The sequence below is a fragment of the uncultured Luteimonas sp. genome, assembly GCF_947492465.1.
Taxonomy (GTDB): Bacteria; Pseudomonadota; Gammaproteobacteria; order Xanthomonadales; family Xanthomonadaceae; genus Luteimonas.
Genome location: NZ_CANLNF010000007.1, coordinates 13,147 through 29,608, shown reverse-complemented (window position 1 = coordinate 29,608; position 16,462 = coordinate 13,147). Strand labels below are relative to the sequence as shown.

The following is a 16,462-nucleotide window of genomic DNA, read 5'->3' as shown; positions in this document are numbered from 1 at the left end:
GCCGGGCGTTCCCGATCGCTTGCTTGTCCCGCCATCGGCCGCGGACAGGACTTCATGGCAGCACACGATGGCGTTGGATGAACTGCTCGACGAGCACGAACAAGGCGAACGAGTCCGCAACTGGCTCAAGCAGAACAGCTTCGGCCTGATCGGCGGCCTCGCACTCGGTCTGGCCCTGATCTGGGGCGGCCGCTGGTGGCTGCAGGAGGCGCACGACAAGCGCGTGGCGCTGGGCGAGTCCTACAGCAGCCTCGTGGCCACCCTCGAATCCGGCGACACCGCCAAGGCTTCCGAGCAGGCCGCGACCCTGGCCGGGACGGCCTATGCGCCGCTGGTCGCGCTTGACCTGGCCAAGGCGCAGGTCGCTGCCGGCAAGCGCGACGAGGCGATCGCCACCCTGCGTGCCGCGGGCAGCGAGGAACCGGCGCTCGCCGCAGTGATCGAACACCGTCTCGCGCGGCTGCTGATCGATGCCGGCAAGAGCGACGAAGCGCTGGCCCTGCTGGCCGACGCGGGGGATCCCGCCGCCCTGGAGACGCGTGGCGACGCGCGCTACGCCAAGGGCGAAACCGATCAGGCGCGCCAGGACTACGAACAGGCGCTGCGCAAGCTGGACCCGGCTGCGCCGCAGCGCCGCCTGCTCGAACTCAAACTGACCCAGACCGGCGGTTCGCCGGAAACGACGGGGACCGAATCCTGATGAAGCCGCAACGCAATACGCCAGCGCTCGCACGAGCGGGCGCCTGGCCCCGTGGTGGGCGCGCGGTCGCCGTGATCGCCTGTGTCGCCATGCTCGCCGGCTGCAGCACGATCAAGGGCTGGTTTGGCGGCGATGGCGAGAAGGCCGCCGCCAAGCGCGCGGCCGAGCCGGCCGAACTGGTCGAGTTCACGCCGTCGGCCAGCGCCTCGCGGCTATGGTCGGCCAGCGCCGGAAAGGGCGAGGACCAGCTGGGCGTCCGCCAGGGGCCGGTGGTGGCCGATGGCCGCGTCTATGCCGCGGCCGTCGATGGCGGCGTGCGGGCGTTCGACCTGCAGAGCGGCGCGTCGGTCTGGCACTACGACTCGGACCTGCGCCTGAGCGGTGGTCCCGGCGTCGGCGACGGCCTGGTGGTGGTCGGCAGCCTCGATGGCGAAGTGGTCGCACTGGACGCGGCCACCGGCGCCGAACGCTGGCACGCCACCGTCCCCAACGAAGTAATCGCCGCGCCCGTGATCGGGCAGGGCCTGGTGTTCGTGCGTTCTAACGATGGTCGCCTGAGCGCCTTCGACGCGGCCAGTGGCGAACGTCGCTGGTTCTGGACGCGCGAACTGCCGACCCTGACCGTGCGTGGCAACGACGGCCCCGTGCTCGGGCCCGGCTTCGTCTTCATCGGCAATGACGACGGCACCCTGGCGGCGCTGTCGCTGGCCGACGGCCGCCAGATGTGGGACCTGCCGGTTGCGCAGCCGGATGGCCGCACCGAGCTCGACCGCATGGCCGTCATCGACGGCACCCCGGTGCTCGACGGCACCGTGCTGTATGCCAGCAGCTACAAGCAGGCGACGATGGCCGTCGACGCCCCGAGCGGCCGCCCGATCTGGGGCAGCGACCGCGGCGGCTCCTCGCGTCCGGGACTGTCGGTCGACAAGGTGCTGGTCGCCGATCGCAACGGCACCGTGTGGGGCCTGGACCGCAGCTCCGGCAGCCCCGCCTGGGAGCAGGCCGGCCTGGCGCGGCGCAACCTCGGCGGCGTGGCGGTGCACGGCGACTACGCCGTGGTCGGCGACCTCGACGGCTACCTGCACTGGTTGCGCCTGGACAACGGCGAGTTCGCGGCCCGCGAGCGCGCCGGCCGCGCCGCGATCAAGGGTGCGCCGGTGGTGGCCGACGGCATCCTCGTGGTCCAGAACGTCAAGGGCGACCTGACCGCCTGGCGCATCGACTGACCGAGATGCCGGGCCAGTCCCGGCTCCTTGGGTCGACAGGTTCTTTCTTCCGACGCCGCCTGCGCGTGGCGGGGCGTCGCGGCCACCGCAGCCCGGCCCGCTGTGCCGCCGGGCTGGCAGCCGAAAGGCGTAGCGGTCGTTTCGCCGGCCGACCTGCATCGATCCGTCGCGCGACGGCCGTCGCGGTGGCCGGACTCACGGCTGCCCACGCTGCGCCGACGGCGCCGGCAAGGTAGGCTTGACGCCCGATCCCGCGCCGCGCGGGCGGCGATCGACGGTGGCGCGCGGGTTCCCGCGGCCGCCTGCTCTTCCATTCCGAATTCCCTCAACGGTCCAGCATGCTCCCCTCTGTCGCCCTCGTGGGCCGCCCCAATGTCGGCAAGTCGACGCTGTTCAATGCGTTGACGCGCACCCGCGACGCGCTGGTGCACGACCAGCCCGGCGTCACCCGCGACCGCCACTACGGCGTCTGCCGCCTGGACGAGACGCGGCCGTTCGTGGTCATCGACACCGGCGGCATCGCCGGCCAGGAAGAAGGCCTGGCCGGCGCCACCGCCCGGCAGGCGCGCGCCGCGGCGGCCGAAGCCGACCTGGTGCTGTTCGTGGTGGACGGGCGCGAAGGCGCGTCGGCGCTGGACGACGAGATCCTGCAGTGGCTGCGCAAGACCGCGCGCCCGGTGATGCTGGTGGTCAACAAGACCGACGGCATCGATGCGCGCGCCGCGCTGGCGGAGTTCGCGCGCTTCGGCTACGCCGACAGTTTCGCGGTGTCCTCGGCGCATCGCCAGGGCATCGACGACGTCCTCGAAGCCGTGCTCGCGCGGCTGCCGGCCGAAAGCGAAGAGCCCGCCGAAGAGCCTGGCCGGGTGCGCGTGGCCTTCGTCGGTCGTCCCAACGTGGGCAAGTCGACCCTGGTCAACCGCATCCTCGGCGAGGAACGGATGATCGCCTCCGACGTCCCCGGCACCACGCGCGACTCGATCGCGGTCGACCTGGAGCGTGACGGCCGCAGCTACCGCCTGATCGACACCGCCGGCCTGCGCCGCAAGGGCCGGGTCGACGAGGTGGTCGAGAAGTTCTCGATCATCAAGACCTTGCAGGCGATCGAGGAATGCCAGGTCGCGGTGATCATGATCGATGCCAGCGAGGGCGTGACCGACCAGGACGCCGCCGTGCTCGGCGCCGTGCTCGACGCCGGGCGCGCGCTGGTGGTGGCGGTCAACAAGTGGGACGGGCTGAGCACCTACCAGCGCGAACAGACCGAGTCGCTGCTGTCGCGCAAGCTCGCCTTCGTGTCCTGGGCAGAGGCGGTCCGCATCAGCGCCAAGCATGGTTCGGGCCTGCGCGAGCTGTTCCGCGCGATCCATCGTGCCCATGCCTCGGCCACGCGCCAGTTCAGCACCTCCGACGTCACCCGCGCGCTCGAGATCGCCTACGAGACCAGCCCGCCACCGGTGGTGCGCGGCCATGCGCCGAAGCTGCGCTTCGCGCATCCGGGCGGCGAGAACCCGCCGACCTTCATCGTCCATGGCTCGCGCCTGAAGTCGCTGCCGGCCACGTATTCGCGCTACCTGGAGAACTTCTTCCGCAAGCGCTTCAAGCTGGTCGGCACGCCGGTGCGCTTCGTGTTCAAGGAGGGCGACAACCCCTACAAGGACAAGAAGAACGTGCTGACCGAGCGCCAGGTGGCGAAGAAGAAGCGCCTGATCCGCCACGTCAAGCGCAGGTAGACCGCGGCGTGACGGGTGGCGCGGCCGGGATCGCGCGGCAGGACATCACCCTGGGCCTCGTGGCCGGGGGGCGCGCGACGCGCCTGGGCGGACGCGACAAGGCCTGGCTGGAACGCGGGGGGCAGGCCCAGGTACTGCGCCTGTCGCAGCGCTTCGGCGCGGAGGCCGGCGCGGTGCTGGTGAGCGCGAACCGGAACCTGCCGCGCTACGCGCAGGCCGGGCTCGCCACCATTGCCGACCGCATCGACGGCGCGGGTCCGCTGGGCGGGCTGGATGCGCTGGCGTCCGCCTGCCGCACGCCGTGGCTGCTGACCCTGCCGGTGGACCTGGTCGACGGCAACGACTGCCTGGTGCGCAGCCTGGTCGCGGCCGCCGGCGACAGCGGCGTGGCGGCGCAGGACGACTCCGGGCTGCAGCCGCTGGTCGCGCTGTGGCGCGTGGAGGCGCTGCGCACGGCGCTGGTCGCGGCGCTGGACCAGGGCGAGCTGGCGGTCCGCGCGCTGCAGGCGCGCATGGGCATGGGCACGGTCCGCTTCGCGGGGGTACGCTTCGGCAACCTCAATACGCCGGACGACCTGCGGGCCGCCGGCATCGATCCGCCCTGACGCAATGACCGTCGACGCCTTTCCCCTCCGCATTTCCTATGCCGACGCCCTCGCGACCATCGCCCGGGTGGCGGGGCAGCGCCGCCTCGCGCCCGAGCACGTCGCCATCGCGCGCGCGCATGGGCGCGTGCTGGCCGCCGACGTGCTGGCGCCGATGGCGACCCCGGCCTTCGACAACTCGGCGATGGATGGTTTCGCGCTGCGCCACGCCGACCTCGCCGCCAGCGGCGCGAGCGTGCTGTCGCTGTGCGGCGAACAGTTCGCCGGGCCTGCCACCGTGGCCGCGGTCGGCGCCGGCGAATGCGCGCGCATCACCACCGGCGCGCCGCTGCCGCCGGGCACGGACACGGTGGTGATGAAGGAGCACGCGATGGAAGAGGGTGCGCGCGTGCGCATCCTCGAACCGGTCGCGGCCGGGCGCAACGTGCGCCGGCGTGGCGAGGACGTGCGCGAGGGCGACCTGCTGGCCGCGGCAGGCGAGGTGCTGGCGCCCGCGCGCGTCGCGCTGCTGGCCGCGCAGGGCATCGCCAGCGTGGCGGTGGCGCGCCGGCCGACGGTCGCGGTGTTCTCCACCGGCGACGAACTGGTCGAACCGGGTCTGCCGCTGGCGCACGGCCAGGTCTACAACTCCAATCGCGAACTGCTGATGGGCCTGCTGCGCGCCGAAGGGCTGGAGCCGGTGGCCTGGCCCACGCTGCCCGACGACCCGGCGGCGATCGAATCGGCGCTGCGCCACGCTGGCGAGGCCTTCGACCTGGTCCTGACCTGCGGCGGCGTGTCGGCGGGGGAGAAGGACCACCTGCCCGCGCTGTTGCAGCGTCGCGGCAAGGTGCACTTCTGGAAGGTGCGGATGCGTCCGGGCATGCCGGTGCTGCTTGCCGATGGCGGCACGCTGGGGCCGGCCCTGTTCCTGTGCCTGCCCGGCAATCCGGTGTCGGTGCTGGCCACCTGCCTGGCGCTTGCGCGGCCGCTGCTGGACGGACTGCAGGGCAGGGCGGCGCGGCGGACGTGGCGGGCGCGGCTGGCCGCGCCCTGGCACAAGCGCCACGAGCGGCTCGAATTCCTGCGTGGCCGGCTCGGCAGCGGCGCCGATGGCGGGCTGCTGGTCGAACCGGATCCGGCCGACGGATCCCACCGCATGCGCGCGGCTGCCGACGCCGATGCGCTGATCGTGCTGGGCGAGGGCGAACGCGACTACGCCGCGGGGGAGGTCGTCGAGGTGCTGCCCTACTGATCCGGCCCGGCCGCATCGCACCTGATGCCAGCCCGGGTACCGTCGCGCCCCGGCCGGCGCGATAATTGCCGCATGGCTAGGGAAATCACTCCGCGCGACGCCGGCTACCGCCTTGCCCAGGGCGCGGTGCTGGTGGACGTGCGCGAAGACCACGAGCGCGAACTGGGCATGGCCCAGGGTGCGCTGGGCGTGGCGCGTGCCGAACTCGAAGCTGCGCCGCACCGGTACCTGCCGGGGCCGGACGCGGAGATCCTGCTGATCTGCCAGACCGGCGGCCGCTCGCTGCTGGCTGCCGAGCAACTGCTGCGGCTGGGCTACCAGCGCGTGTGCTCGGTGCGTGGCGGCACCCTGATGTGGCAGGCCGAAGGCCTGCCGCTGACGCGTCCGGCCGGCGCGGTCGACGAGGATTTCCACGAGCGCTACTCGCGCCACCTGCTCCTGCCCGAGATCGGCGCCAGCGGCCAGCGCAGGCTCGAAGCCGCCAGCGTGGTGGTCGTGGGCGCGGGTGGCCTGGGCTCGCCCGCCGCGTTCTACCTGGCGGCGGCCGGCGTCGGCCAGCTGCGGCTGATCGATGACGACGTGGTCGAGCGCAGCAACCTGCAGCGGCAGATCCTGCACACCGATGCCGACGTCGGCGTGGCCAAGGTCGAATCCGCCCACACCCGGCTGTCGGCGCTCAACCCGCGCGTCACGGTCGAACCGGTGGCCGAGCGCCTGGACTCGGCCAACGTCGAGCGCCTGATCGCCGAGGCCGACGTGGTGCTCGACGGCGGCGACAACTTCCCGGTGCGCTACCTGCTCAACGATGCCTGCGTGCACCTGGGCAAGCCGCTGGTCTACGGCGCCGTGCACCGGTTCGAAGGCCAGGTGAGCGTGTTCGACGCGGGCCGCGAGCGGGGCCGCGTGCCCTGCTACCGCTGCCTGTTCCCCGAACCGCCGCCGCCCGAGGCGGCGCCCAACTGCAGCGAGGCCGGCGTGCTGGGCGTGCTGCCCGGCGTGGTCGGCATGCTGCAGGCGACCGAAGCGCTGAAGCTGCTGCTGCACGTGGGCGAACCGCTCACCGGGCGCCTGCTGCATTTCGACGCGCTGGCGATGCGGTTCCGCGAGACCCGGCTCGCCGCCGACCCCGAGTGCCCGGTCTGCGCGCCAGGCGTGCCGTTCCCGGGATACATCGACTACGCGGCGTTCTGCGCGGGCTGAGCGTCCGCCCGCAGGCCGGCCGGTTGCGGCCGCGCTAGCCGCCACGCGGCCTGCACGTCTGCATGCTAGCGTCGCGCTGGTGCGGCCGTGGTGCATGCGTCTAAGCGGCCGCTGTCCGACCTTTTCCGTTCCGAGGTGTGCCCTTGCTGCGTCTGGTCATGCTGTGCCTGCTGCTCGCCTGCCTGCCGGTGCTGCCGTCCCGCGCGTCCGATCCGTGCATGCGCCTGGCCCCGCCCGACGCGCAGGATGTGCGCGGCCGCATTGCCGCGGCGGCCTGCGAGGAACACCGCCTCTGGTACCGGCCCTTCATCGAAGCCGACGGTCGCATCGGCGTTGTGCCGGTCCGCGAGGCCCAGCGCGAACGGCTGGCCAACGGCCAGCCGGCGTGGGAGCGGGTGATCGAGTACTGGCGCGGCAGTGGCCTGCTCTGGCAGGCCGGTGCCGGGGACTGTTCACAAGGCGATTCGGCGTCGCCCGCATGCCGCGCATTCGTGCTGGACACGCCCTGGTCGGCGGCGTTCGTGTCCTGGGTGATGCAGCGCGCGGGCCTGCCGGCCTTCGGCGGTTCGGCCAGCCACCTTGGCTATGTGCGTCGCGCCTACCGCGAGCCACTGCGCAATCCCTACCGCGTCTCCAGTCCGCAGACCGGACAGGCCGCGGTGGGCGACATGCTGTGCAGCGTGCGTGGCGGCAGCCGCATCTACGGGTTCGCCGAGCTGGCCTCGCTGCTGAGCGGTAACGAGCCGGGTCTTGGCATGCACTGCGACATCGTGGTGGGCAAGTCGGTGCGCGAAGGCGCGTGGTACGCCTACCTCGTTGGCGGCAACGTGCTCGACAGCGTGACCATGCGCGAGCTGCCGCTCAGTCCCGGCGGGCGCTTTGCCGATCTGCCGATGCGAACCGCCGGAGATCCCGAGTGCACGCCCGAGAGCCGCCATGTCTGCGACCTCAACCGCCAGGACTGGTCGGTGCTGCTGCAGCTCCGCCCGGACAGTGAACTGGCGTCGCTGCGTCCGCCGCAGCCGGCGCCTCCGGCCGGGCACCCCGCTGTCGCGCCCAGCGCCGGGCAGGCCGGCGCTGCGGCCCCCGAACGGCAGCGCTGCTGCAACCACTGCGATCCAGAGGTGGGATTGCCGCGCTGTCCCGCAGGTCCCTGACACCGCACTTCCGGCCCGCGCCCGCGCGGCGGCGCAACGTGGGCCCTCAGTCGTGGCGCGCGCGAGCGGCGTCGAATGCGGCCAGCTGTTCGGGCGTGGCGTCGCGCTGATGCTTCGACTTCCACTGCGCGAGGGGTTCGCCGTACACCGCTTCGCGGGCCTCGTCCTTGCCCATGTCGATGCCGCGCGCCTGGGCGGCGTCGCGGTACCAGTCGGCCAGGCAGTTGCGGCAGAAGCCGGCGAGGATCATCAGGTCGATGTTCTGCACGTCCGGCCGCCGCTGCAGCAGGTGCTCGCGCAGGCGGCGGAAGACGGCGGCCTCGATCTGGACGGTGTCGTCGTGGCTGGGCGGCATGGGCGCTCCTTGGCGGCGTGCGGGGATGACGTGAGACAATACGCGTTCCCGTTTCCGCCCTCCACGACGGCATGACCGCACGCATCCTCGACGGCAAGCGCATCGCCGATTCCCTGCTCGACGAACTGCGCCTGCGCGTGGACGCGCGCGTCGCGGCCGGCCTGCCGCGGCCCGGCCTGGCCGTGGTGCTGGTGGGCAGCGATCCGGCTTCGCAGTCGTACGTGCGCAACAAGCGCCGCGCGGCCGAGAAGGTCGGCATCCAGGCGCTGGACTACGACCTGCCGGCCGGCACCAGCGAGGCGGAGCTGCTGGACCTGATCGACAGGCTCAACGCCGATCCCTCCGTGCACGGCATCCTCGTGCAGCTGCCGCTGCCCGGGATTGCGGATGCCACGCACCTGATCCATCGCATCGATCCGCGCAAGGACGTCGACGGCTTCCATCCGGAGAACGTCGGCCACCTGGCCCTGCGCCAGTTCGGCCTGCGCCCGTGCACGCCGCGTGGCATCACCACGCTGCTGGCCTATACCGACCAGCCGGTGCGCGGACGCAGCGCGACCATCGTCGGGGTGAGCAACCACGTCGGCCGGCCGATGGCGCTGGAACTGCTGATCGCCGGCTGCACGGTCACCAGCTGCCACAAGTTCACGCCCCGGGACGTGCTTGCCCGGCACGTGGGAGAGGCCGACATTCTGGTGGTGGCGGTGGGCCGTCCCGGCCTGATCCCTGGCGACTGGGTAAAGCCCGGCGCGGTGGTGATCGACGTGGGCATCAACCGGCTCGACGACGGCCGCCTCACCGGCGACGTGGATTTCGACGCCGCCGCGCGCCGCGCCAGCTGGATCACCCCCGTCCCCGGCGGCGTGGGTCCGATGACCGTGGCAACGCTGATGCAGAACACGCTCGAGGCCACCGAAGCCGCGGAAGCCGCCGACGCCGTGCACGGCTGATCGCCGCCGCCGCGCGCGGAATCGCGGGGACTTCACGACCGCCTCTGCAGACTCGCTTTTCCTGTGCATGGGCCGCGCGATCGCGGCTGCCGGAGGGGTGGGGTCATCGAGCGTCATCGACGTGCAATCGCCTGGACGGCCTGTGCGGCCTGCATGCTGCCGCTGGCGGGCGGCTGCGGTGGCCCGCAGTCGACGCTCGATCCGGCCGGTCCCGCTGCGGGCGCGATCGCCACCAGCTGGTGGTTGATGGCCACGGGCGCGCTGGCCGCCTGGAGCATCGTCCTCGTCCTGGCCGCGCTGGCCATGCGCCGCAGGCGCAGGCTCGCGCCGGCATCGGGCCGTCGCCTGATCCTCGCCGGCGGCGTGCTGCTGCCGTCCACGCTGCTGGTCGCGCTGCTGGTCTACGGCACGCTGGCCAGCGACGAGATCACCGGCGAGCGTGCCCAGGCCGGGCAGGTGGTGCGCGTAACCGCGCGCCAGTGGCAGTGGGAATTCGAATACCTGGCCCGCGACGGGACCGCGCAGGCGGCCTCGGTCGACCACCTGGCGATGCCGCTGGGCACGATGGTCGAGTTCCATGTGCGGAGCGAGGATGTGATCCACAGCTTCTGGATCCCGCGCCTGGGCGGCAAGATCGACGCGATCCCCGGGCGCAGCAACGTGCTGCGGCTGCGCGCAGACCGCGCCGGGCCGATGCGCGGGCAATGCGCGGAATTCTGCGGCCTCGAACATGCGGTGATGGCCTTCGAGGTGAGCGTGCTGGAGCCGGATGCCTATGCGCGGTGGCTGCGCGACCACGCCATCAACGACGTCAGCGGGGCAGGGCGGTGAGCGCGGCGGCGGAAGCGGCAAGCCCGCATGCGCGCCGGCTCGAGGCGCTGGCGCGGATCTGGAGCAATGGTCCCGGCCTGGGCGGTCAGCTCACGGCGGTCAACCACAGCACCATCGCGATGCGGTTCATCGTCACCGGGTTCGGCTTCATGCTGGTCGGCGGCCTGCTGTCGATGTTCATCCGGCTGCAGCTGGCGTGGTTCGACGCCGACGTGCTCGATCCGGAGCGCTACAACCAGTTCGTGACCCTGCACGGCACGACGATGATGTTCCTGTTCGCGGTGCCGATCATGGAAGGCTTCGCGATGTACCTGCTGCCCAAGATGCTGGGTGCGCGCGACCTGCCGTTCCCGCGGCTGAGCGCCTTCGGCTGGTGGTGCTATCTGTTCGGCGGATTGTTCCTGTATTCGAGCCTGCTGTTCGACGCCGCGCCCGACGGCGGCTGGTTCATGTACGTGCCGCTCACCGACGCCACGTACTCGCCCGGCAAGGGGCCGGACTTCTGGCTGATCGGGGTGACCTTCGCCGAGATCGCCGCAGTGACCGCGTCGGTGGAGCTGATTGTGGCGATCCTGCTCACCCGCGCGCCGGGCATGGACATCCGCCGCATGCCGCTGTTCGCCTGGGCGATCCTGGTGATGGCCTTCATGATCGCGCTGGGCTTCCCGCCGCTGATCCTGGCCAGCATCCTGCTGGAACTGCAGCGCGCGTTCGGCTTCGTGTTCTTCGATCCGGCGCTGGGCGGCGACCCGCTGCTGTGGCAGCACCTGTTCTGGCTGTTCGGCCATCCCGAGGTCTACATCATCTTCCTGCCGGCGGCCGGGGTGGTGTCGATGATCGTGCCGACCTTCGCGCGGCGCCCGGTGGTGGGCTATGCCTGGATCGTGCTGGCGCTGGTGTCCACCGGCTTCCTCAGCTTCGGGCTGTGGGTGCACCACATGTTCGCGGTCGGCATCCCGCTGCTGGCGCTGGCGTTCTTCAGCGCGGCCAGCATGGCCGTTGCGATCCCGACCTCGATCCAGGTGTTCGCCTGGATCGCGACGCTGTGGGCCGGTCGGCCGTGGCTGCGCCTGCCGATGCTGCACATCGTGGGCTTCCTGGTGGTGTTCGTGCTGGGCGGGCTGACCGGCGTGATGCTCGCCTTCGTGCCCTTCGACTGGCAGGCGCACGACACCCATTTCGTGGTCGCGCACCTGCACTACGTGCTGATCGGCGGGATGATGTTCCCGCTGTTCGCCGGGCTGTACTACTGGCTGCCGCTGGCAAGCGGGCGGATGCCGTCGGAGAGCCTCGGCCGCATGGCGTTCTGGCTGGTGATCATCGGTTTCCACCTGACTTTCGTGCCGATGCACCTGACCGGGCTGCTGGGCATGCCGCGGCGGGTGTACACCTACTCGCCGGCGCTGGGCGTGGAATGGCTCAACCTGCTCTCGACCGCGGCGGGCTTCGTGCTGGCGGTGGGCATCGTGGCGATCCTGGTCGACGCCGGGCTGTGCTTCGCGCACGGGCGCCGCGCGCGTGCCAATCCCTGGCGTGCCGGTACGCTGGAGTGGGCGGTGCCGCGGCCGGTGCCCAACTACAACTTCGCCTCCGCGCCGCACGTCGACGACGCCTACCCGCTGTGGCACGACCGCGGCCTGGCGTCCCGCACCGCGCGCACCGACGGGCTGCTGGGCGATCCGGCGCACGGCCGGCGCGAGCTGCTGGGCACCGGCATCGTGTCGGCGCGGCCCGAGCAGGTGGTGTTCCTGTCGGGTTCGTCGTGGCTGCCGCTGGCGGCGGCCGCGGTGATCACGGTGCTGCTGGCCTGCTTCATCGCCGGCTGGTACCTGCTGGCCGCGGCCTGCGTGCTGCCGCTGGTGGCGCTGTTCTGCACCTGGGCCTGGAGCACGGGCTGGCGCGGCGCACCGGTGTCGGTGGATGCGGGCGGGGGGCTGTCGCTGCCGTCGCAGTACGCCTGCCGCAATGCACCCGGATGGTGGGCGACCGTGGTGACGATGCTGATCGTCGGCTCGCTGTTCGCGTCGCTGGTGTTCGCCTACTTCTACCTGTGGCTGGGCAGCGACGGCTGGCCGCCGCCGGGCATGGGCGATGCGGCGCCCGGTGCGATGCACTGGCTGGCGCTGGCCTTGCTGGCATTTGCCGGACTGTGCGGTGCGGTGGCCACGGCGGCGGTGCGCGCGGGCTTCAGGCGTCGCCGCCGCGTGGTGGTGCCGGCGATCCTCGCGGCGTCGGCGGCGGTGGCGTTCGTCGCGATCTACGTGTCGCTGCTGGCCGGCTCGCCCGGCGCGCCGCAGGCGCACGCCTACGCCTCCGTGGTGTGGACCCTGGCGGGTTTCTGCGCACTGCACCTGCTGGTGGCCGCGCTGCTGTGCCTGCACGTGTGCGTGCGCGTCGGGCGGCGGCTGGTGGACATGGCGCGGCCGCTGGAATGGCGCGTCGCGCACGCATTCCTGCGCTATGCGCTGGTGCAGGCAGCGATCGGCTGGGCCGTCATCCACCTGTTCCCGGTGCTGCAATGATCCGCTCGCGACGCCCGCGGCGCCTGAGCTGGATCGCCAGTCCGTTCGTGGCCTGGGGCCTGCATTTCGTCACGGTGTACTCCCTGCAGGGCCTGGCCTGCGGGCGCGGGTGGCCGGGCTGGACCGCCTGGCTGGGGATCGGCCTGGCCACGCTGCTGGCCGTCGCCGCGGTGGCATGGATCGGCCTGCGCGCGTGGCGCGAGGCGGACGCGGCGTCGGCTGCCTCCGAGCGACGGTTCACCGCGCGGCTGGTCGCGATGCTCTCGCTGCTCTCGCTGCTGGCGATGGCGTTCACGATCATTCCTGCGCTGCTGCTGCAGCCTTGCGAGTAGGGACCGGTATGCGCAACACGCTCAAGCAGCCGGTGCCCGAACAGCGCAGCCCATCGGTGGAGAGCCGGGTGGCGATCCACCGCCATCCGCTGCACCCGATCGTGGTGGTGTATCCGATCGCCTGCCTGACCCTGCTCCTGCCGGCGGACGTGGTCTTCCTGTGGAGCGGGGATGCGTTCTGGGCCGACGTGGCGTGGTGGCTGAACCTGGTCGGCCTGGCCGCCGGCCTGCTGGCCGCGATACTGGGGATCAGCGACATGTTCCTGATCCGCGTGGCGCGCCGGCACGTCTCGGCCTGGAGCCATTTCATCGCCGGGGTGATGCTGCTGGCCCTGGCCGCGCTGGGCGTATGGCTGCGCTATCCCGAGCCGGCCGCGGCGGGGTGGTGGGCGCTGCTGCAGTCCGCGGCGACCGCGGGCATGGTGCTGGTGGTGGGCTGGCTGGGCGGCACGCTCACCTTCGGCCATGGCATCGGCGTCTACGGCCACCGCGAGCGCGACGAAGCATCCTCGGCCGACCGGGCGCTGGACGAATGAGCCGGCGCGGCCGCTGCATGTTCGCCGGGCGGCGGGACATCGCCCACGCTGCGCGGCTTGGCGCCGGTGAGGGCGGCAATCGCCAGCAACAGCAGCAGCGGCGCCCAGCCCAGCAGCCGGGCCAGGATCGTGCCGCGGCGCGCCTGGCCCTTGCCCAGCGCGTGCAGTTGCGCGCCCATCCACAGGTGGACCAGGACCACCAATGCCACCAGGACCAGCTTGGCGATCAGCCAGGCGCCGGGCTCCACCCACGGGATCAGCAGCATGCCCAGCGCGATCGTCAGCACCCCGGCAGGGGTGGCGATCCGGAAGAACAGGCGGTTGGCGACCGGGTTGAAGAAGGCCGGCCGCGCGTCGCGTTCGCCGCGCCTGCGTGCGGCGTACAGCCGCAGCAGCAGGAACAGTCCGCTGAACCAGACCGCCATCGCGGCGATGTGGGCGACCTTCAGCCAGAAGAACATGCGATGGCTCCAGTGACGGGAGAGGGCAACTGCCCGCGTCCGCCCGGGTGGGGCAGGGTGGGCGTCGGCGGTTCGAGATCCACGACCGCGCCGCTGTTTGCCGGACGGGCGGCGCTGGCCGCCGCCTGCGCCGCACCGGGCCTGGCGCAGGCCCACGAGACCGGCGATGGCGTCCCCGACCTGGCGACGGCGTGGACGCTGTCGCCGCTGCTGCTGGTCCCGCTGGCGCTGTTCGCCGGACTGTACCTGCGCGGGTTGTGGCGGCTGTGGCGCGGCGGCCATGCCGGCCGCGGCGTCTCACGGGCCGAAGCGGCGGGCTTCGTCAGCGGCATGCTGGCGCTGCTGCTGGCCGGGGTGTGGCCGTTCGATGCACTGGGCGAGTGGTCGCTGGCCGCGCACATGGCCCAGCACATGCTGCTGCTGGCGGTCGCGCCGCCGCTGCTGCTGGCGGCGCGGCCGCGCGCCGCGCTGGCCGCCGCGCTGCCGCCGGACTGGTCGCGCGCACTGCATCGCGGCCTGCAGGCCTGCGCGATCTCCCCCCTGCGCTCGCTGGCCGCGGCTACCCTGGCCAACGTGGCGGTGATGTGGGGCTGGCACATGCCGGCGGCGCTGGCGCTGGCGCTGGCGAGCGAGGCCGTGCACTGGCTCATGCATGCGAGTTTCCTCGCGGCCGGACTCTGGCTCTGGACCCTGCTGTGGCAGCGCCTGCGCGACGATGCGGCCGGCGGTGCACTTGCCGGAACGGTCGCCATCGTCGTGGTCATGATGCAGATGGGATTCCTCGGTGCCTTGCTGACGTTCTCGCGGCGCGCGCTGTACCCCTTCTATGCCGGACGCGCGCCGCGGCTGGGCCTAGATGTGCTCGCCGACCAGCAGCTGGCGGGCCTGATCATGTGGGTGCCGTCCTGCCTGCCGTACCTGGCCGGGGCGATCTGGCTGCTGGCGCGGGAGTTCGGGCGGCTGCGCCAGGCCCGGTAAGGGCGGGGCAGGGCGACATTCTGGGCCGGCCCGGGTGGATGAGCGGTGATCGCGCCGGCAGGGCAGCGCCGGTGGCGCGCGGCGATGCCGCAGCGCGGTATAATGACGCGCTTCCCCACCTCTCCCGGGACTGCCGATGCTCCGCATCCAGGCTGAAGCACTGACGTACGACGACGTTTCGCTCGTCCCCGCGCACTCCACCGTCCTGCCCAAGGACGTCTCCCTCGCCACCCGCCTCACGCGCTCGCTCCAGCTCAAGCTGCCGATCGTCTCGGCCGCGATGGACACGGTGACCGAAGCCCGCCTGGCCATCGCCATGGCCCAGCTCGGCGGCATCGGCATCATCCACAAGAACCTCTCCGCGCAGCAGCAGGCGGCCGAGGTCTCGCGGGTCAAGAACTTCGAGGCCGGCGTGATCCGCGAACCGTTCACGGTCGGGCCCACGACCACGATCGGCGAAGTGCTCAAGCTCACCCGGGCGCGCAACATCTCCGGCGTGCCGGTGGTCGACGGCGGGCAACTGGTCGGCATCGTCACCGGCCGCGACATGCGCTTCGAGAAGAAGCTCGACGATCCGGTCAGGAACATCATGACCAAGAAGGATCGCCTGATCACGGTGAAGGAAGGCGCTTCGGACGAGGAAGTCATCGGGCTGCTGCACAAGCACCGCATCGAGAAGGTGCTGGTGGTCAACGACGCGTTCGAACTGCGCGGCCTGATCACCGTCAAGGACATCCAGAAGAAGAGCGACAACCCCAACGCCGCCTACGACCCCGACGAGCAGCTGCTGGTCGGCGCCGCGGTGGGCACGGGCGGCGACACGGAGGAACGCGTCGCGGCGCTGGCCGCCGCCGGCGTGGACGTGGTGATCGTCGATACCGCGCACGGGCATTCGCAGGGCGTGATCGACCGCGTGGCGTGGGTCAAGAAGAACTTCCCGAACGTGCAGGTGATCGGAGGCAACATCGTCACCGGCGACGCCGCGCTGGCGCTGATGGACGCGGGTGCGGACGCGGTGAAGGTCGGCGTGGGTCCGGGTTCGATCTGCACCACGCGCGTGGTGGCGGGCGTGGGCGTGCCGCAGATCACCGCCATCGACCTGGTGGCCGAGGCGCTGCAGGACCGCATCCCGCTGATCGCCGACGGCGGCATCCGCTATTCGGGCGACATCGGCAAGGCACTGGTGGCGGGCGCGTCCACGGTGATGATCGGCGGACTGTTCGCGGGTACCGAGGAATCGCCGGGCGAGGTCGAACTGTTCCAGGGCCGCAGCTACAAGAGCTATCGCGGCATGGGTTCGCTGGGCGCGATGGAGAAGGGGTCCAAGGACCGCTATTTCCAGGATGCGAGCGATGCCGACAAGCTGGTGCCCGAGGGCATCGAAGGCCGCGTGCCGTACCGCGGTCCGCTCAGCAGCATCATCCACCAGCTCGCCGGTGGCCTGCGCGCCACCATGGGCTACGTGGGCTGCGCCAGCATCGAGGACATGCGCACGCAGCCCAGGTTCGTGCGCATCACCGGTGCCGGCCAGAGGGAGAGCCACGTGCACGACGTGACGATCACCAAGCAGCCGCCGAACTACCAGATCGGCTGAGGCCGCCCTGGCGGCATTCGGAATTCGAGATCCGGGATTCGATCAAGCAGG

At 71.8% G+C, this 16,462-nt stretch carries 16 protein-coding genes; 14 read left to right on the top strand and 2 right to left on the bottom strand.

Going from position 1 to position 16,462, the window contains the following annotated elements; genetic code table 11:
• Positions 1-67 precede the first annotated feature (67 nt).
• The 7 genes from Q0863_RS14520 (at position 68) to Q0863_RS14490 (ending at position 7,852) form a co-directional block, all read left to right on the top strand.
• Positions 68-700, top strand: coding sequence for a tetratricopeptide repeat protein (locus Q0863_RS14520; protein WP_298579888.1), 633 nt, complete (start codon positions 68-70; stop codon positions 698-700).
• Complete coding sequence (gene bamB, locus Q0863_RS14515; RefSeq protein WP_298579885.1) at positions 700-1,926, top strand: outer membrane protein assembly factor BamB; 1,227 nt, start codon at positions 700-702, stop codon at positions 1,924-1,926. Before Q0863_RS14520 ends, bamB begins: the two co-directional genes overlap by 1 nt.
• Before the next feature lie 338 nt (positions 1,927-2,264).
• Entirely contained in the window at positions 2,265-3,656 is a 1,392-nt protein-coding gene (der, locus tag Q0863_RS14510; protein ID WP_298579882.1) for a ribosome biogenesis GTPase Der, read from the top strand.
• 8 nt (positions 3,657-3,664) lie between these two features.
• Positions 3,665-4,261, top strand: a complete 597-nt coding sequence (locus Q0863_RS14505; RefSeq protein WP_298579879.1) for an NTP transferase domain-containing protein — start codon at positions 3,665-3,667, stop codon at positions 4,259-4,261.
• Between the two features lie 4 nt (positions 4,262-4,265).
• Entirely contained in the window at positions 4,266-5,495 is a 1,230-nt protein-coding gene (gene glp / locus Q0863_RS14500) for a gephyrin-like molybdotransferase Glp (RefSeq protein ID WP_298579876.1), read from the top strand.
• A gap of 72 nt (positions 5,496-5,567) precedes the next feature.
• On the top strand, positions 5,568-6,695 hold the full coding sequence (gene moeB / locus Q0863_RS14495) for a molybdopterin-synthase adenylyltransferase MoeB (protein ID WP_298579873.1): 1,128 nt from the start codon (positions 5,568-5,570) through the stop codon (positions 6,693-6,695).
• A 143-nt stretch (positions 6,696-6,838) separates the two neighbouring features.
• Positions 6,839-7,852, top strand: a complete 1,014-nt coding sequence (locus Q0863_RS14490; RefSeq protein ID WP_298579870.1) for a DUF2272 domain-containing protein — start codon at positions 6,839-6,841, stop codon at positions 7,850-7,852.
• Positions 7,853-7,898: 46 nt separating this feature from the next.
• Here Q0863_RS14490 and Q0863_RS14485 read toward each other — a convergent pair whose 3' ends face one another.
• A complete protein-coding gene (locus Q0863_RS14485) occupies positions 7,899-8,207 on the bottom strand; it encodes a DUF1244 domain-containing protein (protein WP_298579868.1) in 309 nt (102 codons plus the stop codon).
• Positions 8,208-8,278: 71 nt separating this feature from the next.
• Between Q0863_RS14485 and folD the strand changes: the two genes are divergently transcribed.
• The 5 genes from folD to Q0863_RS14460 all read left to right on the top strand — a co-directional run bounded on the left by folD (position 8,279) and on the right by Q0863_RS14460 (position 13,378).
• Positions 8,279-9,157 (top strand): bifunctional methylenetetrahydrofolate dehydrogenase/methenyltetrahydrofolate cyclohydrolase FolD, encoded by an 879-nt coding sequence (gene folD / locus Q0863_RS14480; RefSeq protein ID WP_298579865.1) that lies wholly within the window; start codon positions 8,279-8,281, stop codon positions 9,155-9,157.
• 153 nt (positions 9,158-9,310) lie between these two features.
• Positions 9,311-9,988 carry a cytochrome c oxidase subunit II gene (coxB, locus tag Q0863_RS14475; protein ID WP_298579862.1) on the top strand — a complete coding sequence of 226 codons (678 nt, stop codon included), beginning with the start codon at positions 9,311-9,313 and terminating at the stop codon, positions 9,986-9,988.
• Positions 9,985-12,510 (top strand): cytochrome c oxidase subunit I, encoded by a 2,526-nt coding sequence (ctaD, locus tag Q0863_RS14470; protein ID WP_298579859.1) that lies wholly within the window; start codon positions 9,985-9,987, stop codon positions 12,508-12,510. Before coxB ends, ctaD begins: the two co-directional genes overlap by 4 nt.
• A complete protein-coding gene (locus Q0863_RS14465; RefSeq protein ID WP_298579856.1) occupies positions 12,507-12,842 on the top strand; it encodes a hypothetical protein in 336 nt (111 codons plus the stop codon). Before ctaD ends, Q0863_RS14465 begins: the two co-directional genes overlap by 4 nt.
• An 8-nt stretch (positions 12,843-12,850) precedes the next feature.
• The gene (locus Q0863_RS14460; RefSeq protein ID WP_298579854.1) at positions 12,851-13,378 is read left to right on the top strand and encodes a DUF2231 domain-containing protein; all 528 of its coding nucleotides are present in this window, start codon (positions 12,851-12,853) and stop codon (positions 13,376-13,378) included.
• Here the strand turns inward: Q0863_RS14460 and Q0863_RS14455 are convergent.
• A complete protein-coding gene (locus Q0863_RS14455) occupies positions 13,321-13,839 on the bottom strand; it encodes a CopD family protein (RefSeq protein ID WP_298579852.1) in 519 nt (172 codons plus the stop codon). The genes Q0863_RS14460 and Q0863_RS14455 overlap by 58 nt on opposite strands.
• A 3-nt stretch (positions 13,840-13,842) precedes the next feature.
• On the opposite strand from Q0863_RS14455, the gene Q0863_RS14450 reads away from it, so the two are divergent.
• Both Q0863_RS14450 and guaB read left to right on the top strand, forming a co-directional pair.
• Positions 13,843-14,817, top strand: a complete 975-nt coding sequence (locus Q0863_RS14450; RefSeq protein WP_298579849.1) for a cytochrome c oxidase assembly protein — start codon at positions 13,843-13,845, stop codon at positions 14,815-14,817.
• Between the two features lie 136 nt (positions 14,818-14,953).
• Positions 14,954-16,411: an IMP dehydrogenase gene (gene guaB / locus Q0863_RS14445; protein WP_298579846.1), complete on the top strand. Its 1,458-nt coding sequence runs from the start codon at positions 14,954-14,956 to the stop codon at positions 16,409-16,411.
• Positions 16,412-16,462 lie beyond the last annotated feature (51 nt).